Here is a 24,178-nt window from a genome sequence, read left to right as displayed (position 1 = left end):
GCTGACCTATTTATGGGATAAATATCATGCTGAAAGCTATAAAAAAGCGGGTTTTAAAGACGATTTAAATCCCTATCTAGCAGGATCATCATTTTACAGAATTTCTGAAATCACAGAGAGCAATTTAAAGCTTGTAGTTGACCATACACACGAAATGAGGGCAGGAACATACGAACGAGAACAAGCAAGTGCGTTTTTTGGAGGTTATGTTCTTCGAATTGACCATCAGGACAAATATTTTCCACAATGTTGTGGTGATCTTTCAGACATCCATTATTGGGAAAAACTTGCAAATGGAAAAGATGGCTTTTATGCAGGACATCCACAACCAAACGTAAAAGTTGACACGAACATAATTACGCTTGATTTTACCGTAGAAGAGTTTGACGAACTAAAATTTCGGAACCCTGTGACCTTTATCGTCGGAGAAAATGGAACAAAGTTAATTGCATACCAGGATACTGAACAATATAAATTGATGAAGTATTTTATGAATAATCACGAACGGATTTTATCCGAATTGGGATTCGATTTTTAAATCAAACTAAATGGATGACAAAAGTAAATGCAAAGAACTCCTTGGGAAAATAGGTGTGTTATATAATCGTTAATTTCATAATTGATACATAAAATATGGGGTATTTATTATAGTTTTATGGCTAGCTAGTTAATCTAAATTAAAGTCGGCAAGAAATATTTTTTAGCCAATATCAGCTTTAGAAATGAAACGTATAATAACAGTATTCTTAGTTTTTTTATCAATGCAGATTAATGCACAAGATCTTAAACACCTTGATGATGTCGCAAGTAACGACGGCATACCTCGTGGAAAAGCAATTATCTATGGTAATTTCATCCAGCGATTAGGATTCAGCAGTGGAGGTTTTCCGCAGGACATACGTTTGATCAATACAGAAACAAAGGAGATTTTTTCATTTAGAGTGAAGCCGACATTCAAATCATCAAAGGAAAATATCTTCATATATACCATTGAGCCGGGTAACTACGCTATTCTAAATTATTGGTGGACCAATAGTAAGTGGTATGGTGGCAAAATGTATACAGAGTATATTTTTAAGAATACGGATACAACGGATGGTTTTGAAGATAAAGTAAATGCTGGCCTGATAAATATAGATGAATTAGAACGCTTTACTTTTAAGATTACAGAAAACTCATTAAACTATCTAGGAACCTGGCATTTTAAAACCCCTCCTGTTTCATTCACGGATGACAAGGTCATACTCGACAAGAAAATGAAAGATAGGTACAAAGCCATTGACTTTTCACAAGCTAATCTAGTTATACCAAACTAATAAGTTCAAATCAGGAATTGACAAAACATGTCATGTAAGAATCTCAAATATTAAAAATATAACAAAAAGGGCTCTTAGCGCATTACAATATGAGAATCGAAAATAAAAGAGTTATTAATAGAAGACAGATTAATAAGGCTATTATAGAGGATGATAAAAAAGGTTTAATCTTGACAGATTCAAACCTAAATATTTTAAATAATCTTGGTTTCGAAGAATTCCGCCTCTTAGATTTTGCCCCTAATGGCCATATTATACTTTTGAATTCCAAAAATTGGCTAACAATACGAAATGCAAATAAAACGACAATTACAGCTTTTGACATTGAGACTAAACAACAACTCTTTTCTACAGAAAAGTTCCTGGGATATAGAAGCATAATAGATAAATCATCTAACTTTTTTTTACTTGAATATTATCGTGGATTATGTTGTCTAAATATTAAAAACGGTGAGGTAGTTTTCAAAAAAGATAAAGTCGACAAAAGTCTGTACAATGCAGATTTACACCTTAAAAGCAATATTATTTATATTCCAACAGAGAAAAAATCTATTTTGAGGTATCACTTTGACAATCACTATTTCGATGAAATAAAACTTGAAAATGTAGGCGGTACGAGTTGGATCAAATTTGATAATACCCAAGCCTGTTTATTGATAAGTGACAAAAAAAATTCATTGCACTGCTTTACACACGACAACATGGTGAAACCGATATGGTCAATAAATTTTTCCAAATTTAAAAAAGATAATAGAATTTGGTGTTACAATATCATAACAACTAAGAGCAATTTGGGTTGTATTCATGGATTTATGCCTGAAAGTGACCAAAATGCGTACGCAGGAGGTACATTATATATTTTCGATATCCTCTCAGGCGAAATAATTGACTCCCTAGATTATGCAAACATTCAAGAAAAAATAATCACCGATTTTCAAATAGATGAAATCATTATTGATGACTTGACGTCACTATCATTGAAAACTAAAACATTTCGACAGACACCGATGGCGTCATATCTACAATAGCGCTGAATAAATATGGATCATTTAGAACCTATACCATTATGGACATTGGTAGCTAACATCAAACAGGAAATTAGCTGTGGGCAAGGGAAAATAGAAACTCGCTATAGCACGAAACAGTTTAGCCCGGGCACCAAAGTGTATATTATCGATTGGTATGCCGGTATGTGCCAAGCTATCACCGTAATCGGCATGTCCAGAGATACGAAAAGATTAATTACTATTGTTATACGGGCTGAGTGGATCGAAAACTTCCGGGTCAAGTTATGCTACAATCCTAAAGTCTGTTCAAAAATAAAGACCTACTTTGATAAGGAGGAAACTGGAATGCAGCGGTATACAGAAAAATTTGTAAATGATATGTTTATTGGTATACCCCAATGGAATGAACTTACCAATTAGTTGACGGTGGATCATTGAATAAAATATAACAGTATCAATTCCTGTCGCTCTATAATCCATAATTTAAGATTGTCTTCTCTATATGTTAGAAGTGTTAGTTACTTCACTGAGATCTTACGATCTTAACCTCAATCTAAAAAGATACAATTTTGAATTTCTCCTCCAACAGTATCATAAATAAAAACGTGATGTATGAATTTAGTAAATTGCATTATGGAAAAGAAGACTTTTTGAAATCATTTTTAAAATCATTCGCCCTATTTTATGAAAGTATACTTCTTAATACCCTTCTTATTTCTTGTTGTAGCTTGTCAAAGCTCCACTAAAAAAGCACCTAAAGCAAGAATGCCAGAAAAACGCTTTGATTATTCTAAAGTTGAAAAAGACTATGCGGAAATACTAGAAGCAATACTTACCTATAACTCTTATATAAATGGAACGATCAAATCTGAAGAACCTAAAACGTATATCGAATCCATATTTACCAAAGATTCCATAAGCACGTCTTATAAGGGGGATCCCCCCCCAGGAGATGAAATTGGAATCAGGGAATTATTTCACCATCTCGGCGATAGCCCACAGGACTTTATTGGTTTCCTAAATCAGACAAGAGACAGGGATACAGTCTATATTCCTTCGGCGATAGCCCGCAAATTCAGAGTCAAAGACAGCAATAAATTGATCGCTGAGGAACGTTTTTTCACAAAGATGGTTTTCCACTTACCGATCCTGACGCATGACCGCCAAAAAGCATTTGTATCCCTGGATTATCTATGTGGTGGATGGTGTGGCGAAGGATGGTATTTTATTCTCGAAAAAACAAAAGGCAAATGGAAGGTGGTTAAATATGAGGGTACTTGGCAAGCTTAGTACGATTAAATAATCTTCCCTATCTACTGGTCATCCGTTTTCGAATCCGGATGGTCAATAGCATCAAAACATACAGTATAACAACAAATTAGTAAAATAACAATTAATCCACCGATAAAGCTAACAAGCAATAATGCAAGCAGGCAATAAAGGACGCAAGAAAAGAAAAACTTGAAAAAATCAGGACCTATCTTCACTCAATACTTAAGTCTCTAAAATAGCTTGACAGGGTTCAACGTTGATCATCCCTTGCGTCGCTGTCATTTCAGACCATAACCAATTGAAATAGGTTATCACCTGCTTAGCAGGGATCATTGGTCTGTCAGCTGTGGTATGCCCATCCGAAACTATGGTGATACAATAATCTCTTGTTATCGCTGATTTTATCGTAGCATCCACACAGAAATCTGTAGCACATCCAGTCACAATCAGTTCCTTCTCTCCCTTACGCTGTAATATCATCTGAAGATCAGTTTTATAAAATGAATCATTCGCTGTCTTAGAAACAAATATATCTTCAGAACCTCTGACCAATTCGGGCAATAAAGCCCAATCTTCTGTACCGGGAAGAAAACAGTTCTCCTTTGTGCCATCATTGTCCGAAATCTCCAATATGCAAGCAACAATTGATTTATATTGAAAAACTGATTATTTTGTGACATCAAATTAGTAGTCTATGAAACGTACTATTCCTGTATGGCAATTAAAAGACAATATATCTGGCGTACGCATTGAGATGATCAATAACGCTTTTATTTCGTCATTTATAGAAAGTATAAGTAAGCTGCACCGTAATGACCATTTTGTATGCCTTTTTTTGACGAGGGGCCAAGCGAAACTTTTAATTGATTTTAAAAAAATAGAAGTCACACAAACAAAATTGGCTTTTCTCTTTCCCGGTCAGATTCAACGTGCAATAAGTTTTGACAGCGATAGCCAGGGCTGGTTACTTTTTGTGGACAATAAGATCATTGATGAACATGTGCGCCTTACAATTGAAGACGCCTCTTTTTCGGAACCTGTACTCTCCCTCTCATCGACTGATTTTGAGTGGTATCAGCGTTATTTCCAGCTCCTTTTTACAACTTACAATGACTGTACATTAAGGAGCTTTCACAAGGCTGCAGTCGATTCTTTAATACGACCTGGAATATATAAGATTGCTGCTTCCTTTCAGGCTACTGCGGAATATTTTTCAAAACAGCACTCACGAGGAAAATCGGAATTAACAAAAAAGTATAAAAGACTGGTAAGGAAACATTACCATGATCTAAAAAAAACCAGCGAATATGCCGAATTAATGAATTATTCAACTACCTACCTAAGTGATACGATAAAAGCGGTGACAGGTTTCAAAGCGACTTACTTTATCCAGCAGGAAATACTGAGGGAAAGCCAGCGCCTACTTTGTTATACAGATCTCACAATCAAAGAAATATCCATTGAGATGGGCTATGATGATCCTAAATATTTCAACAGAATTTTTAGCAAGTTGGCCAAGATCTCACCCGGCCAATTTCGAAAGGACTTTAAAGCTTTCGGTAAACAAGCAGAATAAAATTGAAGGCTATGGAATAATCTGTCTCCTCCACCCCCACTGAAATCGATCTAACAAAGCATTCCTTAAAATAGCCTTCACAGAATAGACCTTGCTCAAAAATTCCAAGTTCCTACAACACTATAAAATCTAGCACTGATAATATCAGTACTTAAAAATAGTGATATACTGATTTTACTCAAACCCCAATTTTCAATTCCCATAAACATAAAAGTGTTTTGTCCACCAAATAAGGGGAAATATATACTTTTTTAACATTAACTGCAGGTAAATTTGTCAAGATTTTTTTAGCAATGATTTTGGGATAACTCCCTAGCTGGCATACGGAAATAGAAACTAAAAATGATACACAAAGTAAAACAATCAAAATTCACGATACTACTCTTCTTTTTGATATGTATCCCAAGAGTTCTTAAATCACAGGTTTTAGACAGTACAATGATCAGATTATCATTTGTTGAAGCTGTGAACAGGTCGAAGGATTTTAACAAACTATTAGGGGTGTCCAAAAATGAAATAACCGCTAGTCTAGCTGACTTAAAAGATGCAAAAATAGCAATATTGCCTCATGTCGCTACAAATGCATCCTACCAGCGGTATAGCGATATCACCGTTTTTGATGGAGTGCTAGGCGAATCAACCTCAATTCCAAAACCTCCAAATGCCAATGCTGGCACCCTAGGCATCGAAGCTTCATTTAACCTATATACCGGCGGGCGGCAAACATTCACCATTCATGACGCACAGCATAAAAATGAGCTAGCCGCTATAAACCACAATGAACAGAAGGCATCAATTGGCTTACAAACTGCTCTACAGTATTTGGATTTAATACGTAATTATTATCAGGAAAAATTATTAAAGGAACAAACGATAAGAGCCCAGACCCGATTTAAAAATATTAATGCCTTCTATGCCAACGGAAAAGTAACAAGAAGTGATTTACTGCGTGCAGATGTGGCATTATCGAATATACATTTGAGTCAAAAGACAAATAAAAATGATTACCAAATCGGGATAAAACGGCTAAAACTTTTACTCAATTTGGAAGACACTGCAAATGTCTTAATTACAGATACAGCCTCTCTCGAGCTTCCTGATTTGATTGATGTAAAAAAAATGACCGGCAATTATGCAGAAGCATTCTCTATTTTGAAGATACAGAAAAACATTCAATTGCAGGGGAACCGCACCAAAATTGTAAAATCATTCAACCTTCCGAACGTTAGTCTATTCGGTGGTTACGGATTAAATTATCCCAATACCTTTGTGTTTCCACCTAAACCACAGACTGTGGCGGTAGGACTTGTTGGCATAAAAGCATCCTATAATATATCTTCATTATATCAAAACAAAAATAAAGTGTACGCATCGATGACGAGAGAAAACGGGCTTAAACAACAGAAAGAATGGATTGAAGAGAATGTAAAACAAGAGGCAGCAACTTTATTTATTAAATATACTGAATCCATTGACAGGATATCAGTTATCGAAAAATCTATTATACAGGCCGAAGCTAATTATAAAATACAAAATGCAAAATATTCCAATCAGCTAAGTTTGCTGACGGATCTACTTGAAGCCGACAACCTCTTATATGAGGCTAAATTTAATCATATACAGGCAAATATTGCCGCGCTTTCGATATACTACAGATTACTTTTTTTAACAGGAAAAATTTAAAACAGAAAAAATCGTGAAACCAAAAAATAAAAATTCAAGAACGGCTACCATAATGGGTATCATGACTACTTGCACTGTATTAATCTTATCAGTCGTTGCTGTGGTCTATTTCATAAAATACATCACGTACTCGAATCGCTACGAAGATACAAATGATGCGCAGATAGAATCATTTATTAATCCTGTATCTGCGAGGGCGGGAGGATTTATAAAAAATGTACTCTTCGAAGAACATCAGAAGGTTGAAAAGGGAGATACACTTGTAATACTGGATGACAGAGAATACGCACAAAAAGTTAAAGAGGCAGAGGCAATGTTGGAAGATACCAAGGCACAACAGGAAATCTTAGCCGCTAGCATTAATTCAGCCCAAGCATCGACTTTAATCAATCAGGACCAGATCAAAGTAGCAAAAGCTACCCTGTGGCAGCAAGAACAGGACGTCAAACGTTTTAGAAATTTATTGAATGAAGATGCTGTAACGGTGGCGGATTATGAGCAAGTTAAAACGCGATATGATGTAGCCGAGAATAGTTATAATGCCACAGTAAACGGGCTAAAAACAGGTCATATGAAAGTAAACGAATTGCAAGCAAAATACAGTTCTCTTTTCGCTGCAAAGAAGCGTGCCGAGGCATTGTTAGATCTGGCCAAACTCAATATGAGCTATACGGTCATTACATCTCCATATAGCGGATACACCGGAAGAAAAAATATTTTAGAAGGACAACAGGTACAAGCTGGACAACCGCTGGTATCTATCGTAAATACGCACGATAAATGGATAATCGCTAATTTTAAAGAAACTCAAGTTAACGGAATGTATGTGGGGCAGACTGTCGAAATTGAAGTAGATGCGATAGGCAACAAGATATTCAAAGGAAAAATCGAAGCCATATCGGCATCCACTGGTTCAAAGTTTTCTTTATTGCCTGCAGACAATTCAACGGGAAATTTTGTAAAGATTATCCAACGAATTCCTGTAAAAATAAAATTTGCACCTGATCAGGATACAGATGTACTTAAAGCAGGTATGAATGTCAAGGTAAGGGTGAAGGCAAAAAATTAGAACTTTATAACTCATGAGGTCAAATATTTATTTTAAAACATGGATTAACAAATACCCTGGATTGACAAGAATTTGTTTGATTTTGATTTTATTTGCTGGAATGGCACAATTTGCCTCTTTCGGACTCATACAGGCTCATGTCATATCTTTCTATGGAGCACAGTCCGAGGATATTTCGTTCGCCTTTCAGATATCTTACGCAGGTATCATTTCGTTTTTACCAATACAATTCAGGACGCAACGATACTTTAATACAAGAAACTACCTTATCATTGCATTTTTAATAGGAATATTTTTGAACCTTGGATGCATGGTAACGCAGAATCTCGTATTATTTTCCGTCCTACGTTTTTTTATGGGGGCAGTTACCTGTACAATAGCTGCCTGTATATTGATTATTCTATTCTCTACACTGCCAATCGAAAAAGCCACCTTGATCGGGGTATCTATCTTTTTCTCATTGGTGTTAACCTGTGGCATTATTGTCGGAATAGGCGCTTCGTGGATCGTGGTAAGATGGGATTGGACCGTTTTTTATTATGCGCTGATTGGGCTGCAAATAGTTGCAATGGTTATTTGTATTCTTCTCTTTAAACTCACAATAGACCGCAAACCATTACCTCTGTATCAAATAGACTGGATCGGCGGCCTATTATTTGCGTTTGGAGTAGTGACGGCGGTATATATTTTTATTTATGGCCCTAAAAGATATTGGTTGTCAGACCAAACAGTACAGTATGCTTCCTTTTTTTCTATTTCAGCTTTATCTTTATATTTTTATCGAAAGACAACAATCAGGCATCCACTGATTGATATGAATGTTTTTAAATATCCGAAGTTTATTTTTGCCATTGGTCTGATGCTTGTATTCTGGTGTGTGAAAGATAGTATAAATCTGATCTATGGATATGCAGCTTCCGTACTTGGCTGGGACGCTGTTGATGTTGTCCAATCTGGACTATTTAATATATTGGGGGTCATCGTAGCAACACTTATCGCCATAGGGTTAATATTAAGAAAAAAAGAAAATTTACCGAAACTACTACTCGTAGGTTTTTCGTTATTGTGCCTTTATCACCTCTGGCTTTATTTTCACCTGACGCCGGACCTCTCCTTTAATGAGCTATGCTTGCCTATTTTCGTCCAGGGGCTTGCCTGTGGTTTCCTATTTGTTCCTATCACTATATTCTGCTCGGCAAGTGTACCAAAAAGCACGGGAATGACGGCGATAATTATCTGCGCTTATACAAGGTTCTGTTCGACATTAATTTCGATGAGTGGTTTATATACCTTACAACTCTATTATACCCAAAATTATAAGTACCAATTTCTAGGCAAACTTACAATAGATAATGAAACATTGGCACAGCGCCAAAGTCTATATCAAAACTTACTTTCTTCAAAGGGTTTAGGGAAAAGTGAAGCAATAGGGATTTCCAATATGCTACTTTCAAAATCCTCCGCAATGCAAAGTCAATTACTTGCCATACGCTCAATATTTATGATAGGTGCAATAGTAGCCGCAATAGTAATAATTCTATTATGCTGTTTTGCAGTTATCATAAAATTTAAAACAGCCAGAGAAAACTAAACTTGAATCTCGTGCATCCTAACTTTTTGCTCCGTAATGTATATAATTTCAAATTTATTATAAAACAATTGATAAAAAAATACACGATATCATCCTTAAATGTTACATTATCCATTAAGTTTAGTTTTTTTAACCATAACCTAGATAAAAAATAGACAATTAATAGTGATTAATTAAAAAAACACGAAGCAGCTATATTATGAACCTGTTTTTAAAAAAATGCATTGCGGATGTAAGACTGAGGATTACGGAGGTGATACCAAGCATTACCTCGATATTGATTGGCTCTTACATTATTATAATACCTACTGAGATCTACGGAGAATTTTGCTCTTTAATAGCTATTTCATTTTTAGTATGCGGTATTTTTGAAATTTGTTTTTCAATTAAGAATAAAATTCAGGAAAAAGATCTGATTTACATGATTATAAGTGGTCTTATCAACACTCTTATCGGCTCAATTCTTTTATCTCGGGCAGAAATAGTTGTTCCTACATTACCGTTTATAATTGGCTTCATTCTTTCGATACAAGCTTTACGAGCGATCAATTTTTCATATTTTTTCAATTCTAGTAGTAGCATAAAAAGACAAAGTTTATTCGTTGCCAATGTTATAAGTTTAATTTTGGCACTCATTTTAATCTGTACTCCTATTTTAAAATGGCTGCCATTAACAACGATTACGGGATTGGCCTTTATCTTTGCGGGAGTTGGTAGATCTGCCGCCTTTATTACGCCAGGCCGATAATATCGGCCTGGCGTGGCTAATAATAACTCTTTAAAGTCCCTATTTTGCTAAGTCATTCATCGTTAAGATAGCTTGATTAATAACATTATCTGACTGTAATTTTTCTATAAATCTGAGATTGTAATCGTCTTTTTCCTCAAACATCGAACGTATCCTTAATTTATCATTATTGACTTTAGTTGGTGATAGACGAGAAAGCTTATTGAGTCGCTTGGCCATAATATTGTAAGAGTCGTATTGTAAGCTCACCTTTGATTTTTTAAGAAAAGAGATTTCTTTTGATCGGTCATATATGTCCATTAAGGAGCTATCTGCAGAAATACGGTATTGTGCATCTGCAATGAGTTTTTTAAGCGAAAGATCTTTCTCCAAAATCTCATGCGAAGGTGAAATCATATCCCATGGTAATGGATCGGGAAGATCTCTCTCGCGGATGCCGGCATATTCGTTCAGATCTGGTATCACGATATCAGGAGTAACACCTTTGAGCTGAGTGGATGAGCCACTAACCCTATAAAACTGTGCATAGGTCAATTGGAGAGAACCTTCCAGGGGGGGAGCTAGCCTTATAAGTTTCTGTACACTTCCCTTTCCAAAACTTGTACTACTTCCAATGATCAAACCACGACCATAGTCTTGCATTGCAGCGGAAAAAATTTCAGAGGCCGATGCACTTAACTCGTCTACTAAAACAATTAGAGGGCCTTGGTAAACCTGTTGAAAAAAAGGTTTACCTGTAGGCATCATCATATCCATATCATTGGCAGTCCTCGCAATCGGATAACCTTTGTTGTCTTTAATATGTACAATAGGGCTTTGGCCTAAAAAAAGTGTGGCCATCCTGACGGCTTCTCTTAAAGAACCACCGCCATTACCCCTTAGATCAACAATAATCCCCTGTACCTGTTCTTTTTGAAGATCAAAGATAGCTTGTTCAACATCTAATGAGCAGTGTCTGCTACTTAGATTATTGAGAGATTCATAAAAAAACGGAAAAGTAATATAGCCCGTTTGAATTCCTCCATATTCGATAATTGCAGTTCTGGTCTGAGAGCCATTCCCCTGGTTAGCCTCTCGAGTTAGCGTTACAGTATGTCGATTATCTTCAGCTCCTCGTAGCAATATCAGCTGCAAAGAAGTGCCAAGCTGGCCACGGATCAAAGCAGCGACTTCTCCACTTGTCATGCCTGCTACCTCTCTGAAATCTCCTTTTGCCCCTTCACCAATCGCTAGAATAATATCGCCAATCATTACTTGACCACTCCTATAAGCACTACCATTTATATCTAAACCACTAATTCTGACACCAAGAGGAGAAGTTTCGCCATCAAGCGTAAGACCTAATCCACCATAGTTATTGTCCATCAATTCTGAGAATTCACGTTCTGCCCGAGCAGATAGATAGCTACTATGCGGATCCATTATCTTGAGTATACGATCTACATAAGCTTCAAACTGTTGTGTCGGATTTGATAAGAGTCTCATACGTTCGATTGATCTTTGTATACGCAACTTTACTGTAGACCTCGCACGTATTTCTAGACCGGCAAGATCTCGGTTTGTAGGGTTATTTTGCCTAAGTGCATAATACTGTTGTATGATGAGATATTTAATACGTTTTCTTCTAGACTCTTTTATCTGTAGTAGATTTTTGGCTATGCCTATCGTCGTCCGTCCCATTGGTCCAGTATCTTCATTGATCATAAAATCCATAGGCTGCGCAAGGATTTCAGCATAGTCCTTTTCTAGATCATTTAATCTGTTCATATAGATAGCTAAAAGCTGAGGTAAGAATGCAAAAGCTTTGAACTCATTAATCTCCTCATCAAGCATATATTTATACCTGTCTAGTTTTTTAAGGTCTGATTTTAAAAATAATTGACCCAGAGGATCTAAGTTTTCAATAGTTGCCTGATACAGCTTCAAAGAAAAATTATCATCAATAGATTTCGGAGCGTAGTGTTCGGATTTAACAATATTAATAACGTTTTTTAGTAGCTCTCGATTTTTCTCAAAAGCGAATGATGTGGCCTGTTGTGCCCTTAAAGCACCAACAGTAACCACAAACAACATTATAATTGCAATTTTAGATTTTAATTTCATAAACTACTTTCTGGCAAATATTTCTGCAAGTTTTTCTAGTAATGATTCTGCACGCAAATTTACAGCAACAATCTTCCCTTCAGGATTAATGAGGTAATTTTGTGGAATCGCCTGAATTCCATAGAGTTTAACCACAGGTGATTCAAAGGTGTTTAAATCGGACAGCTGTGTCCACTTCAATTTATCTTCCTTTATCGCATCAAACCATTTTTGTTTGTCTTCTGGTCGTTCCAAAGCAATACCAAGCACCTCGAATCCTTTTTTCTTATACCTTTTATACGCCTCAACTAGATTTGGATTTTCCTTTCTGCAAGGAACACACCAACTTGCCCAAAAATCTACCAAAACGTACTTTCCACGAAAATCGCTGAGTTTTATCATTTTAGAATCGGTATTTGGCAGGCTAAAATCAGGAGCTACTTCACCTATATTGAATTTAGTACGAGGTCCCTCTTTACTTTTTGAAAGTGCTTTCCTTATTTCAGCTCCTATATCCACTCTGGGGGTAGGGTTTACTTTTTCGGCTTCAATACGTGCTGCAAATGCCAATCCACTTGGAGTATTACGTAAGCGCGGTGAAAGCTTAAGAAATAACGGTTCCACTTCATCCACATTCATATATACACCGGCAATCTCTTTGAGTGCAACTAAACAGAAATAGGAATCAGGAAAATTTTCTATATATTTTATCTGAAGCATCTTTCTTACTTCGAGCCTGGTGTTTCTATCTTCATTAGCGATACGTTCCATCCGTCCTCGTTCCGCCAAAACGCTATCGGCTTTAGTCAATGGGGCTGATTCAATTTGTTGGCCAGGAGGATTTATTGACCCCGAACGCAAAGCCCCAAAAGTAATAATACCATTTACCGGTAAAATACCCAACGGTTCTCCGGGTACTTTGATATAATCGACATATTGGCACATCTGATCATATATTTTTGATCCAGTAATTTTTGCCTTTTTGAAATCTTCGTCAATTTCCATCTGCAATTTTTCATCATCCAAAAATAGAAACATCGTTGAATTTCCCATACTCCGCGCTCCTTTACTATATTTCGAGTAACTCAAGGTAACCATAACAGGAAACTCTGGCACTTCTTTGCTATCAAGTCGAAAATGACCGTTTGTGACATCAACAGAATCTATTTCAAACTGAGGAGTTGAATACGCAACATAGACCCTGCCTTGGGATTTGTCATTTTTAAAATGACCACTAATATGAAAACTCCCTTGTGCTAGGCTTACGAATGGTATCAAATAGACTAGTATTAATAATATTTTATTCATATGACAAATTTTATTTTTTATAATAATTAATTGTATCCAGGATTTTGTGCGTCAATATACGCCGGAGAATAATCAATCTGTATTTTAGGAATAGGAAAAAGCTTATCAGTAGACTGCCAATTATCGCCTTTGATTGGAGCCAAAATAGCATCGACCCTTCCGGTTCTCTTGAGATCAAACCAACGATGTCCCCATTCGCTGAAAAGCTCTACCTGGCGTTCGTGCCAGATCGTTTCTAACAATTTCTGTTTATTGATCATAGGACTTATGTGAGCAATCATCGGCAAGCCTGCTCGCCGTCTAATATTATCTAAATCTGAAATACTTTCCTCCAATTTTCCCTGCATAGCTCTGGCTTCGGCCCGAATTAATAGGACCTCGGCGAGCCGAATAACCATAGAATACTCAGAAGTGGGTTGCGAAAGGGCTCCAATCTTATATTTAAATGGATAAAAAAATGAAAGAAATGTTCCAATCCAATTATTCCTGCGCTTGTCTCCATTTTCAAACGCATCCAGCAAAGGTTCATTGAGCGCAAAAGTAAATCTCCCTAAAGCCCCTGGTGGAGAAAGAAGAATATAAGTGTATCCTTCAAAACCATTCGTATTTATGGCATCACTTGGCATCATCTGCCAAATAGCTTCTCTACTATTTTTCTTAAAAACATCATTAAGATTATTAACTAACTCATAATCATTCTCTTTCAAAAGAACGGCATTGGCTGCCTCCTCCGACTTTTCCCACTCGCCAATATAAAGATAAACACGAGCGAGCATGGACTCAGCAGCAGTCCTATTTGGTCTAACCCGTTCTGCTGAAGGCTTATTTGTCGCATCAGGAAATGTATCACTCAATAATGTTTTAGCTTCTTGAAGATCCGCAATCATCTTTTTGTAAACCGCCTCGATGGATTCTCTAGGAGCAAGGTTGTTTTCTCTGTAATTAGTTGTTTCAACATAGGGTACATCGCCAAAAATATTGACTAAGTAGAAATGGAGAAAAGCTCTCATGAAAAGTGCTTCTCCTCGAAGTTGTTTGCTGACTTCTGAACTTATTGCGGACGATCTTGACACTCCTTCCAAAACAGCATTACAACGATATATACTTCCGTAATAGGCAGTCCAGAAATCGTTGTTATCTATTGCATTTAAGTTATTGGTATAATAATTAGAATACGGTGCTACGGCATAGCTTTTGAATTCGTCGGCAGACTGTCCGAGAAACATTGAAGCTCCAATACTCAAATTTGCTGTTTTCATAAATTCGCCGTAAACGCCGAGCATAGCCGCTGTGGCACTATTATCACTGGCAAAAATATCTTTTGAAGATGTCTCTGTAAGTGGACTACCCACATCTAGAAATTTTTTACAGCTCACAACTAGTGTAATCATGATCAATGATAAATAGAAACGTATAAAAAATAGGCTTTTCATTTTTTTGATTTTTATAGGGTAATTTGTGTACCTATCACAACAGTACGCAATGGAGGGAGCATAGATCCTTGACTTTCTGGATCAAATCCTTTATAATTAGTAATTGTCAAAAGATTCTGTGCCTGAACAAAAATTCGAAATTGTTTCATCTTTATTTTCTGCAAAAAATGATCTCCAAATTTGTACGAAAATGAAACATTTTTCAATCTTAGATAAGAAGCATCTGAATATGCTCCATCGCTCTGTTTCGCGGCATTGTATGCGGTGATGACTGCTGCCGCTCCTGGTGCTAAACCTCCCGCACTGAGTCGCTGTAGACTGGCATTATCCCCTGGTTGGAGCCAAATATTATCCAAAAAATATTCAGGTAAATTGGTGGGGGTGGAAAAAGGTAGGCTGCCTAAAGTGTTAAACAACATATTTCTACCCTCTTGCTTTACAAACTGCAGCTGAAAATCCAATTCTAAATTACGATACCGAAAGTTATTGCCCAGCCCTCCATAATACAATGGTCTCAATTCTTTGCGTTGAGTTACATCGTTTACATGGTTAGGAGATGAAGTGATCTGACCATCGGCAGCAATGAATTCGTAAAGCCCAGTCTGTGGATTGACACCATTTAATTGAAAAAGGGGCTCGCTGATATTTATAGCTTTTCCCACTACGTATTGCGTACGGTAAGGTGAAAGGGCTAAATCCGGAAAATCTAAAAGTTTATTGCGATCAATTGTCAGGTTTAATGATGTTCTCCAAGCAAAATCATTCATCTTGAAGTTTGTACTGGAAATCTCAAATTCAAATCCTTTATTTTGAATTAAGGCCGCTAGATTCGCCTGTACATTGGTATTCCCAGTAGTTGGTGCTAAAGGTAGATTTACCAACTGATTGGAAGAGCGATTTCTGTACCACGCTGTATTTAACATAAGCCGATCATCAAAAAATCCTAGTTCGACTGCCGCTTCAAGCTTATGGTTGCTCTCCCAATGGTATTCGTCATTAAACACCCTGCTTGGAAACAAGCCGGTCATACCTAAATACGTTATACCATTATTGGCCAGGTAGGAATCCAGGTATCGATAATCTCCGATCTGGTCGTTACCTGTAATGCCATAAGACATTCGTAATTTTCCGAAACTAATTGCTGGTAACTTTTGTGTAATCCAAGGTTCTTTTCCAAATACCCAAGCTACACCCAATGCCCCAAAATTTCCAAATTGTTTTCCAGGGGCAAAACGGCTACTCCCATCCCGGCGTCCAGTTAAATTAATCACATAACGGTCCAAAATAACATAATTGAAGCGGCCAAATACAGCATTATACCTATACTTACTATAACGATTACGCGTACTAAACCTGGCTGCTGCACTTAGATCTCCAAGCATAGCATCACTTGCAAATCCAAGGGCGTTAATTGTAGTGCCAGTGGACTCTAACTGTTGGAAAGTGGTACCAGCCAAAAACGTAATCTTTCCCTCACCAATTTCTTTATTATACTCTATCTGTGGTTCAATTATCCAAGAATTATTTTTGTTGTTACCATTTAAGGAATTTGCGGAAAGCCCAGCAATACCGGGATTGAAGCTGGAAAGCGGATTAAGACGTTGTTCATTGAAAGCAATATCGGAGTAACCAAAACTAGCCCTTAGATATAAATTTTTAAAAAGTTCATATGAAAGATTCGCATTAAATAATATATTTCTTGTGAGCGCATCGTACCGTTGCCTAAGAGATGCATATGGATTTGTTGCAGTTGGATTCCACCAATTGAGTCTCCCATCCTCTGTTAAAAGTTCGGGAGCATTTGGAGGTAAACTTAAAAAGCTTGATATATCCAATCCTGGAAGAGTATTTGAATCGTGCCCATAATTTCCACTAAAAACTAGTCGGAAGCGGTTATCAACGGAAGATGAGTTAATGTTAAAGCCAAGGGTGGTTCTTTTATCAGCAAAATCTCCATCATATGGGGGACTGATCTCACTGTGTGCTAGATTTAAACTATAACTCAGCTGGTTGCTCCCCCCCGATAGTGAAATGGAGCTATTTGTATTGACAGTTTTGCGACCGATGAGTTCTCTACCCCATTGTGTATATCTTGATGTATCCCAAGTCCCATTAAGATCGTAATCAGTTGGTCCGGGATTTTTTGCGTCGTTCTTAAATACAGTTTTACGATACCGTAGATATTCTCTCGTATTAAGAAATTTTGGCATCCGCGAGGGGTTACTAAAGCCTACACTAAAACGCCCATTGATTTGCATCGGACCTGCTTTTCCTCTTTTAGTCGTGATGAGAATAACTCCATTTGCACCCAGAGATCCGTAAATTGCAGTAGCATCTGCATCCTTTAAAATATCAATACGCTCGATATCTCCAGGGCTGATACTATTAAGTGGACTTAGTCCACCAGCGCCGGCTGCCGAAGATTCTCCTGTTGTCCCTATACCACCCAAAAAGCCATTGACATTGCCTGCAATCTGCCCCATAGAGGCCGCACTGAATGGAATGCCATCTATAATAAACAAAGGATTGCTTTGGTTTAGACTATTCCTGCCCCTTAGTTCAATTGTAAAATTGCTACCAGGGTTACCGCTCTGCTGAACAATGGTAAGCCCCGGAACCCTGCTTTGAAGTGCTTCCAACAGATTAGAAACGGGCTGTTTTTCAATATCCTGTGCGGTGACAGATACCACATTACCGGTATTGAGCGTCCGCGTAGTTGAATAATATCCCTTGTTGACCGGTACTTCAGAAAGCTTTTGCTCTTGTCTAATTAAACGTATATTGGGATCTTGTATTAAATCAGTTGTTATTGCAAGCTCACGTGGAACAAATGAAACGTGACTGATCCGTAGTAGGGTGCCTTTATCTCCAGCTATAGAAAACTTACCATATGTATCACTGAAGCTTATAATTTTGTTGTTGTGAATCAATGATATATTTACACCACTAATAGGCTTCCCTTCTTCATCGATTATTTTCCCTTTAAAAATCGCTGTACCAATGCGGGCAGATTGCATCTGTACTACCGATGCCTTCTCATTTTTTGGAGCCTTTACTTTAGCAGAAATAATTATGTTCCGGTCGACTATTGTGCAAACAAATGGTTGATCATTTGAAATTGTTTTTAGAAAGTCGGAAAGCGGCATGTCCTTTACATTAACTTTTACTGGCTTAGATAAATCGAAAAGTTCAAGTTTGCCTGAAGTCCGAAAACCTGTCTGTTTTTGTACAGCGAAAAATACCTCTGAAACTGAAAGACTATCAGTCTTTAAGGTAATGCGTTGCGAAAAGGCTGCATTACTTATCAGCATTATCAATATTAATAATTTAAGCTTAGGCATGTGCTGGGTAATTTAATTTGATAATTCATAGTTAGTTTGGTTTGTTATGTTTTGATAACAGTGATATTCTCACTGAAATATCCAAGTAACATTTATTTGTTTTTTTCTTTTCATAGTATATGCTATTCGCTTGTATCTACCTCCTTTCTATTGCTGATAATAAGTCGCTTCCCATTGATGGTAAAGTCAACACCAATGGAACGTAATAAAGCTTCTATGACTGCCGGATTTGCACCAGTATGAATGCTTCCTGACAGGTTATGATTTGGAATTGGCCCGTAATACTGTAATTCAAGACCATAAGCCCTAGCAATCTCGTCCATATTCTGAGCGAAGGTTTTTCCATTAAAGCTGATAGCACCATATTTCCATGCAATCTCAGCATCAACATCAACTGACCTTTTATAGGTTGTCCCATCTTCTCTCATTATACTTTGCTCTCCAGGATCAAGAAAAAGAGATTTATTTTTCTTGTTGTTCTCTATACTCACCCTTCCCCTAACTAGTGTTGTACGCATTTCTTCTCCCGGAAATGCACGAAGATTGAATTCTGTACCTAATACGACGATACGTTGCGATCGGCTATTTACTTCAAATGATCTATCTTTTTCGTGTTTTATTTTGAAATATCCTTCACCTTTCAATTCTACTTTTCGGACATTCTTAGCAAATTCGATTGGAAATTTTAAGGATGATAAAGAATTCAACCAAACACACGATCCATCGGAGAGGATAATCTCTTGCCGACGACCTGCAGGAACTTCCAAATACACCAGATCAGAAGTCTCTCCCGTATTGGCAAAAAGCTCCCTTCCTTGTTGATCTACAATATTATTTTTTTGAACATTAAGTGTTCCATTAATACTGTCCAACATGATCGTAGCCCCACCAGAAAGTACAAGCCTTACTTGATCGGATCGTGTGCGGACAGCATCAGGGGATGTCTGTTGATAAACAAAGAAGATAATACCTAGCAAAGCAATAAAGATGGCGGCTACCACAATAATTTTCCGTTTTAACAAGCTTTCGCTATTTCTATTCTTATTATATTTTTCTGCCGTTATTCGCTGGGCCAACCTCCTATAGCTTAAGGCCGAGCCATATCCGGCATATTCAAATAAATCCTTTTTGATATTTTTGCTATCAGATAGTGCTTCAAAAAGTGTTTCGTTTCTTTCGCTCTCCTTGCGCCAAGTTAGAAGTTCTTGAATTTCAACTTCACTAGCCTCTTTCCGTAAATACGCTGCAAGCAAAAAAGCCATACGGCGCGCTTGCTTTTCACTTTCATAACTATTTTGGTCCATCATTATTTGTAATACACCTAGGGATTGAAATGGTACCTATTCCGTTGTATGTTTTTTATTCAATCTGAAAGAATGAGTTCTATTAATGCAAGTAACAAGACCCAATTTTCCTTACTTAATTGAATACGCAATCGGGCCATAGCTCTAGACTTGCAGTTTTTAACAGTTTGAAGGGAGAGATTCAATTCATCCGCTATGTCCTGAAGCTTTTTTCCCTCCTCTAAGCTCATTAGCATTACTTTGCGCTGCTGTTTAGGCAGCGTTGCTATCTCGTTATAAATTTCGCTGATAAGCTCGGTATGAATAATGCTTTCTAAATGACTTTGTTCATTTTTTTCTTGAAGCATTCCAGCCAGGTGATGCTTTTGTTCCAAGCGCAATTTCGCTTTGACAACATTCAAAGCTGCATTACGAACTGCTCGATAAAGAAAGAATCGAGCGTGTTCGGTATCTTCAAATACTTGAGAGCGTTGCCAGCACTGCAAAAACACATCTTCTACAAGATCTTCTGCCTCCGCAACCGATCCTACGATTTTTTGTGCATAAAAACATAGTGGAGCAAATAGAAGATCAAAGACCTGTTTAAACACATTTTCTTTGTTCATCCCGAGTGGTTCCTTTTCATAGGTGTAATGAGCATTCATCTTTCGGAAAGACAACTACCAAAATGAAACGTACCTATCATATTCTCCTTTTATAAAAAATATTTTTAAGAAGCTGGAAGCAAAACAAAACGTAAATAGTTTTCACCTGATAGTAATCTCGCAGCTGCATCCTGAAGCGTACTAGTTTTTAGCGATTCCATTTCTGCAACAAGTTTTTCAAAAACATCTAAATTCTCCTTATCCTGATAAACTAGGCTCAGATATCCTAGATAGAATCCATTATCCTGTAACGCTAGCTCATTTTGGCGCCGTTGTTCTGCTTTGAACCGATCTAAATCATCTTGGGATATTGATTCGGACATTGACCGGATTTCTGCTTGAGTGAGGTATATAAGTTCGTCAACTCGCGAAGGGTCACATCCAAAATTAATTGTAAAGCTATATCTGGGACTGGGATATTTACGCTGACTAGATATCACTTGTGGTGTATAAACACCTCCCTGCTCTTCCCTCAACTTTCGCAGCAAACGGTACTGAAGAATTTCCTGTAGGGCAGTAACATTCATTCTTTCATTTAACGTATATTGATAATCCCCACCCAAAATAAGCCTGACAGTAGCTTTTGGGGTGATTCCAGCACGCACGAGACGACTTATTTGTCCTTTAGGTGTGCGTATACCTATGTCTACTACATTTTCACGTATACCGTGGTCAGGTAACGAGGCTAAATATCTTTCGCAGAGACTTCGTAGTTTGAGCGTGTCCATTCGACCCACGAAAATAAATGTAAAATCACCCGCATTTGCGAATCGCTCACGATAGATATCCATAACCCGCTCGAGATCTATCTCACCAACTTTTCGAAGATCCGGCGCTGTTCTTCTACTATTTCCTCCACTTATGTATGCCGAAATAGTATCTGAAAAAACAATATCGGGATTGCTATGCCGAAAAGAAATCCCCTGCCGCGTATCATCAATAATCTTATTGAAAATTGATTGATCCTTTTCAGGTGAGGTAAATCGCTGATGAATGAGCTCAAGAAAATCAGAAATTTGCGATATTGGGGCACTCCCTTGCATTCCTTCATGATGTTCGGAAATAAAAGATTGAAGGTTAAGCTGTCGTTCGTCCATAAATTGTTTCAATAAGGGCGCCGACAGATTTTTAGTGCCAAAACTAGATACGATGCTAGCGCTATTCGCCGCAGATTGAAAATCTTTATCACTATATAGGGATGTCCCGCCCGGACTAATCGCCATAAAATACATTTTGTCACTTGGATCAGATGTTTGCTTAATAACCACTTTTGCACCATTGCTGAGATACCATTCTGATACTCCGAGGTAACCTAAGTTCTTAATGGAATCGATCTGGCCAGCATTGGAAAATGAAGACTGAATATGCTGTGGAAATAAAACAGTTTGCGGACTTTTAACTTCCATCTTTTGAGCCATGGCAATCCAATCTTCCACTTCGCTTGATAGAGGCAGTTTATTGCTAAATTTAGAAGGTGCACTAATATAAATATCCCGGTTGTAATCACTTAGAGTCTCTACAGCTATTTTATTTACATCAGCGAGAACGGTAGTAGAAAGAGCAGAATTATAGATACTATCTTCTACACTCACTCCGGGAAAAACCTCGCCTGTCAGGAATTGCTGTTTATACCGGTCGGCAAGGTAACTTGAAGTTCTGGAAAACCCTTCTCGCTGTGAGCTTAAAAGTTGAGCTCGGAGCTTTTTCTTTGCGTTTGCTAACTCATCTTCACTAAAACCTTTCTCCTTGATCTGCCAAATTAGATGCCAGGCATATTTAAAGCCCGATTCAATTTGATTGTCATGCGTAGAAAACTGGACAGAAAATGCTTCTATGCCGCCCATCAAAGGAGAGAATCCTCCAACAATATGACTCAATGGACGTTCAGTATTTTGCCCGTCATTTTCCAATCTCGTTGATAGCATTGTCGAAAACAACATCCGCTGAATTTTTTTTTCGAGATCTTGCTCACTTCGAACATTGGCCAAATAGTGTTTTCTTGTTATATCAATAGTTATTTGAGGCTGTTCAGGATCAGCTAGAGTTTGAAACCGATTTTTCCCGTCTAGAACGACATGATATGATGGCCGCTTTTCTGTATAAGGAGGATTGCGTAACGAACTAAATAGTGAGATGATCATTTTACGGGTTTGAGTTACATCTATATCGCCCACCACGATAACCGATTCCAAATTAGGCCTGTACCATTTATTGTAAAATCCTCTGAGATCAGACTGTGAAAAGTTCTCAATCACTTTTTTAGTTCCAATAGGCAGACGTGAGGCATATTTTGATCCATTCAATAAAATCGGGAAGCGCTGTTCTTGAAGCCGTTGGGATGCATTCAATCGCTGCCGCATTTCTTCAATTACAACACCTCGCTCGGACTTGGTTTCTTTGGGTGACAATGTCGCTTCTCCGGCCCAATCTCTCGTGATTTTCAGACCTAACTCAAGAAATGCGGGGTCGTCTGTTGGTATTGGTAATTGATAAACCGTTTCCTCAAAGCCCGTATAAGCATTTAGATCCGACCCGAAACGTACACCACATTTCTTAATATAATCTAACAAGTTATCCTTTGTAAAATTCTTTGTCCCATTAAAACTCATATGTTCAATAAAGTGAGCGAATCCGCGCTCTCTTTCGCTCTCTAATATTGAGCCCGCTTTAACAACTAGATAAATTGTCGCACGGGCTTGAGGCCTAGTGTTTTTATGAATATAGTACTTGAAGCCGTTTGGAAGCTTACCATGAATAAGGTCCGGACTAGATTTGAGTGTTTGAGCATTAATATAGAAAAAAGGCTTAATTATTAACAATGATGATAATAATAGATAAAAGATATGTTTTAATTTCATGTATTTAATTTTAATCTGTCAACTTTTGGATATCTCCATAAGCTAATAATGTAATTACAGTGTTATAGGGTACATCCATTAGATAACTATAATACAACCATCCCCTATTATTGGTACCTATCATGGTACACATTTTTGTCAATTTCAAATTTTATAAATATTCTAGCCTACCAGAACGTTAAATGGAACCGTTGGTTGAAAGCTTTTATAAACTGGGAAATACTAATGGTAGAAACTAAACAATAACCCTCGACATGAAAAATGCCAAAAAAAAGGATGTTAAAAGCTAGAGGTATTATGACTGAGGATCTGCTATTCTGGTAGAATGCTATCATTTTGATAATCGTAATAGCAATAGCAAATATTTCTAAGCTCACCGTAAACTTCACAAAGTTGCATCGCTTGAAGCCCATTGGGATGTAAGCCTTTCGAAAAATTACAATTATCGAAGAGCTTATCTGTTATCAATAAATAGCAATCGCTATTTATGGAATTTTTAAGTAATCGATGAGCTTCAATCACTGTTTCACCATAAAGCTTTGTAAAACCATTAATATTATATTCGGAAAAAGAGCCGTAATGCACAATCATTTTCAATGATAGACTTAGTCCCTTGCCCATCCTTAAAGAAATTTCTTGGACTTTTTTATTAAAGCTATTAAGCATCCGTTCAAATTGATTAACCAATTCTTCGAGAACGGGCTGGTTCCCATATCTATAAAAAAGAACGGCATCGCCTTCAATTTCAGATACGTTTAACGACAATTCATTATTTGAAATAATTGCGGACAATAATTCATAAGTTATTATCCTCCCTGTTGTCTGATCAACATTGTGGACGAAGCGGGTGTAACCACTAATATCAGGGATAATAATAATTCCATTTTTAATATCCTTATCTTCGGTAGAATAGTTCATTTCAATTACAATGTCTCAAACTCAACGA

General features: G+C 37.2%; 19 protein-coding genes. 10 read left to right on the top strand and 9 right to left on the bottom strand.

Features of this window, described 5'->3' with window-relative positions:
* The first annotated feature begins 154 nt into the window (after positions 1–154).
* The 5 genes from ABTV71_RS07835 (at position 155) to ABTV71_RS07815 (ending at position 3,613) form a co-directional block, all read left to right on the top strand.
* Positions 155–538, top strand: a complete 384-nt coding sequence (locus ABTV71_RS07835) for a hypothetical protein (protein WP_433902796.1) — start codon at positions 155–157, stop codon at positions 536–538.
* Positions 539–722: 184 nt separating this feature from the next.
* Entirely contained in the window at positions 723–1,316 is a 594-nt protein-coding gene (locus ABTV71_RS07830; RefSeq protein WP_433902795.1) for a hypothetical protein, read from the top strand.
* 89 nt (positions 1,317–1,405) lie between these two features.
* The gene (locus ABTV71_RS07825; RefSeq protein ID WP_433902794.1) at positions 1,406–2,344 is read left to right on the top strand and encodes a hypothetical protein; all 939 of its coding nucleotides are present in this window, start codon (positions 1,406–1,408) and stop codon (positions 2,342–2,344) included.
* Positions 2,345–2,356: 12 nt separating this feature from the next.
* Complete coding sequence (locus ABTV71_RS07820) at positions 2,357–2,743, top strand: hypothetical protein (protein WP_433902793.1); 387 nt, start codon at positions 2,357–2,359, stop codon at positions 2,741–2,743.
* A 345-nt stretch (positions 2,744–3,088) separates the two neighbouring features.
* Complete coding sequence (locus tag ABTV71_RS07815; protein WP_433902792.1) at positions 3,089–3,613, top strand: hypothetical protein; 525 nt, start codon at positions 3,089–3,091, stop codon at positions 3,611–3,613.
* A 204-nt stretch (positions 3,614–3,817) separates the two neighbouring features.
* Here ABTV71_RS07815 and ABTV71_RS07810 read toward each other — a convergent pair whose 3' ends face one another.
* Complete coding sequence (locus ABTV71_RS07810; RefSeq protein ID WP_433902791.1) at positions 3,818–4,225, bottom strand: isochorismatase family protein; 408 nt, start codon at positions 4,223–4,225, stop codon at positions 3,818–3,820.
* Positions 4,226–4,289: 64 nt separating this feature from the next.
* Here ABTV71_RS07810 and ABTV71_RS07805 point away from each other — a divergent pair, with 64 nt between their 5' ends.
* The 5 genes from ABTV71_RS07805 (at position 4,290) to ABTV71_RS07785 (ending at position 10,262) form a co-directional block, all read left to right on the top strand.
* Positions 4,290–5,171: a helix-turn-helix domain-containing protein gene (locus ABTV71_RS07805; protein ID WP_433902790.1), complete on the top strand. Its 882-nt coding sequence runs from the start codon at positions 4,290–4,292 to the stop codon at positions 5,169–5,171.
* Between the two features lie 438 nt (positions 5,172–5,609).
* Positions 5,610–6,854 (top strand): TolC family protein, encoded by a 1,245-nt coding sequence (locus ABTV71_RS07800; protein ID WP_433902789.1) that lies wholly within the window; start codon positions 5,610–5,612, stop codon positions 6,852–6,854.
* A gap of 13 nt (positions 6,855–6,867) precedes the next feature.
* Positions 6,868–7,923: an HlyD family secretion protein gene (locus tag ABTV71_RS07795; protein WP_433902788.1), complete on the top strand. Its 1,056-nt coding sequence runs from the start codon at positions 6,868–6,870 to the stop codon at positions 7,921–7,923.
* Positions 7,924–7,936: 13 nt separating this feature from the next.
* Positions 7,937–9,514 (top strand): MFS transporter, encoded by a 1,578-nt coding sequence (locus tag ABTV71_RS07790; protein ID WP_433902787.1) that lies wholly within the window; start codon positions 7,937–7,939, stop codon positions 9,512–9,514.
* 199 nt (positions 9,515–9,713) lie between these two features.
* Positions 9,714–10,262 carry a DUF308 domain-containing protein gene (locus ABTV71_RS07785; protein WP_433902786.1) on the top strand — a complete coding sequence of 183 codons (549 nt, stop codon included), beginning with the start codon at positions 9,714–9,716 and terminating at the stop codon, positions 10,260–10,262.
* Between the two features lie 39 nt (positions 10,263–10,301).
* Here ABTV71_RS07785 and ABTV71_RS07780 read toward each other — a convergent pair whose 3' ends face one another.
* The 8 genes from ABTV71_RS07780 to ABTV71_RS07745 all read right to left on the bottom strand — a co-directional run bounded on the left by ABTV71_RS07780 (position 10,302) and on the right by ABTV71_RS07745 (position 24,150).
* Entirely contained in the window at positions 10,302–12,365 is a 2,064-nt protein-coding gene (locus tag ABTV71_RS07780) for a carboxy terminal-processing peptidase (protein WP_433902785.1), read from the bottom strand.
* A gap of 3 nt (positions 12,366–12,368) precedes the next feature.
* Complete coding sequence (locus tag ABTV71_RS07775) at positions 12,369–13,652, bottom strand: redoxin domain-containing protein (RefSeq protein ID WP_424541372.1); 1,284 nt, start codon at positions 13,650–13,652, stop codon at positions 12,369–12,371.
* Positions 13,653–13,678: 26 nt separating this feature from the next.
* A complete protein-coding gene (locus tag ABTV71_RS07770; protein ID WP_433902784.1) occupies positions 13,679–15,085 on the bottom strand; it encodes a RagB/SusD family nutrient uptake outer membrane protein in 1,407 nt (468 codons plus the stop codon).
* An 11-nt stretch (positions 15,086–15,096) separates the two neighbouring features.
* Positions 15,097–18,396, bottom strand: a complete 3,300-nt coding sequence (locus tag ABTV71_RS07765; RefSeq protein WP_433902783.1) for a SusC/RagA family TonB-linked outer membrane protein — start codon at positions 18,394–18,396, stop codon at positions 15,097–15,099.
* A gap of 152 nt (positions 18,397–18,548) precedes the next feature.
* On the bottom strand, positions 18,549–19,733 hold the full coding sequence (locus ABTV71_RS07760) for a FecR family protein (RefSeq protein ID WP_433902782.1): 1,185 nt from the start codon (positions 19,731–19,733) through the stop codon (positions 18,549–18,551).
* 56 nt (positions 19,734–19,789) lie between these two features.
* Positions 19,790–20,335: an RNA polymerase sigma-70 factor gene (locus ABTV71_RS07755; protein WP_433902781.1), complete on the bottom strand. Its 546-nt coding sequence runs from the start codon at positions 20,333–20,335 to the stop codon at positions 19,790–19,792.
* Between the two features lie 104 nt (positions 20,336–20,439).
* Entirely contained in the window at positions 20,440–23,232 is a 2,793-nt protein-coding gene (locus tag ABTV71_RS07750; RefSeq protein WP_433902780.1) for a M16 family metallopeptidase, read from the bottom strand.
* 312 nt (positions 23,233–23,544) lie between these two features.
* Entirely contained in the window at positions 23,545–24,150 is a 606-nt protein-coding gene (locus ABTV71_RS07745; RefSeq protein WP_433902779.1) for a DUF2652 domain-containing protein, read from the bottom strand.
* Positions 24,151–24,178: the final 28 nt, after the last annotated feature.

It is taken from the genome of Sphingobacterium puteale (assembly GCF_050986225.1).
Taxonomy (GTDB): Bacteria; Bacteroidota; Bacteroidia; order Sphingobacteriales; family Sphingobacteriaceae; genus Sphingobacterium; species Sphingobacterium puteale.
Note: the sequence above shows the minus strand (reverse complement) of the source record. Positions and strands in the feature narration are given on the sequence as shown.

Coding starts and splice junctions, on each gene's coding strand:
- ABTV71_RS07745 (WP_433902779.1), bottom strand. CDS start 24,150: ATGAACTATTCTACCGAAGATAAGGATATTAAAAATGGAATTATTATT.
- ABTV71_RS07830 (WP_433902795.1), top strand. CDS start 723: ATGAAACGTATAATAACAGTATTCTTAGTTTTTTTATCAATGCAGATT.
- ABTV71_RS07780 (WP_433902785.1), bottom strand. CDS start 12,365: ATGAAATTAAAATCTAAAATTGCAATTATAATGTTGTTTGTGGTTACT.
- ABTV71_RS07820 (WP_433902793.1), top strand. CDS start 2,357: ATGGATCATTTAGAACCTATACCATTATGGACATTGGTAGCTAACATC.
- ABTV71_RS07835 (WP_433902796.1), top strand. CDS start 155: ATGAGGGCAGGAACATACGAACGAGAACAAGCAAGTGCGTTTTTTGGA.
- ABTV71_RS07825 (WP_433902794.1), top strand. CDS start 1,406: ATGAGAATCGAAAATAAAAGAGTTATTAATAGAAGACAGATTAATAAG.
- ABTV71_RS07800 (WP_433902789.1), top strand. CDS start 5,610: ATGATCAGATTATCATTTGTTGAAGCTGTGAACAGGTCGAAGGATTTT.
- ABTV71_RS07750 (WP_433902780.1), bottom strand. CDS start 23,232: ATGAAATTAAAACATATCTTTTATCTATTATTATCATCATTGTTAATA.
- ABTV71_RS07815 (WP_433902792.1), top strand. CDS start 3,089: ATGCCAGAAAAACGCTTTGATTATTCTAAAGTTGAAAAAGACTATGCG.
- ABTV71_RS07760 (WP_433902782.1), bottom strand. CDS start 19,733: ATGATGGACCAAAATAGTTATGAAAGTGAAAAGCAAGCGCGCCGTATG.
- ABTV71_RS07805 (WP_433902790.1), top strand. CDS start 4,290: ATGAAACGTACTATTCCTGTATGGCAATTAAAAGACAATATATCTGGC.
- ABTV71_RS07765 (WP_433902783.1), bottom strand. CDS start 18,396: ATGCTGATAAGTAATGCAGCCTTTTCGCAACGCATTACCTTAAAGACT.
- ABTV71_RS07770 (WP_433902784.1), bottom strand. CDS start 15,085: ATGAAAAGCCTATTTTTTATACGTTTCTATTTATCATTGATCATGATT.
- ABTV71_RS07775 (WP_424541372.1), bottom strand. CDS start 13,652: ATGAATAAAATATTATTAATACTAGTCTATTTGATACCATTCGTAAGC.
- ABTV71_RS07785 (WP_433902786.1), top strand. CDS start 9,714: ATGAACCTGTTTTTAAAAAAATGCATTGCGGATGTAAGACTGAGGATT.
- ABTV71_RS07755 (WP_433902781.1), bottom strand. CDS start 20,335: ATGAACAAAGAAAATGTGTTTAAACAGGTCTTTGATCTTCTATTTGCT.
- ABTV71_RS07790 (WP_433902787.1), top strand. CDS start 7,937: ATGAGGTCAAATATTTATTTTAAAACATGGATTAACAAATACCCTGGA.